The sequence below is a fragment of the Aquabacter cavernae genome, from assembly GCF_003993795.1.
Classification (GTDB): Bacteria; Pseudomonadota; Alphaproteobacteria; order Rhizobiales; family Xanthobacteraceae; genus Aquabacter; species Aquabacter cavernae.
This window is the reverse complement of sequence record NZ_RWKV01000005.1, coordinates 1-545: the sequence shown is the minus strand read 5'-3', so window position 1 is coordinate 545 and position 545 is coordinate 1. Positions and strand designations below refer to the sequence as shown.

The window sequence follows — 545 nt, the reverse complement described above, 5'->3', positions numbered from 1 at the left end:
GATGCGGACATCGAGGCCGCCGCCGCCACCGCCGTGAAGGCCCGCTTCATCAATGTGGGCCAGAGCTGCATCAATGCGAAGCGCTTCATCGTGGAGGAAAGCGTCGCGGATCGGTTCGTGGACGCCTTCTGCGCGGGCGTCGCCAAGCTGAAGATGGGTGATCCCCTGGAGCGGGACACCACTATCGGCCCCATGGCGCGCGGTAACCTGCGCGACACGCTGCATGACCAGGTGGAGCGGTCCGTGAAGGCGGGCGCGGTGCTGAAGGCCGGCGGCACGCCGGCGGACGGGCCGGGCTATTTCTACCCGGCCACGGTGCTCGACCATGTGGCCCCCCACATGGCCGCCGCCTGTGAGGAGACGTTCGGGCCGGTGGCGGCCATCATCCGCGTGAAGGACGCGGAAGAGGCCATCGCGCGCGCCAACGCCATCGAGTTCGGCCTCGGCGCGGCGCTCTGGACCACGGATATCGCCAAGGCGAAGCAGCTTGCCCGGCGCATCGAGGCGGGTGCGGTCTTCATCAACGGCATGACCGCCTCCGACCC

1 protein-coding gene is annotated in these 545 nt (G+C 69.2%); it reads left to right on the top strand.

The genetic code is table 11. From position 1 onward, the window contains the following. A partial coding sequence (locus EJJ38_RS04300) for an aldehyde dehydrogenase family protein (RefSeq protein WP_127088897.1) occupies positions 1-545 on the top strand: 545 nt, incomplete at both ends.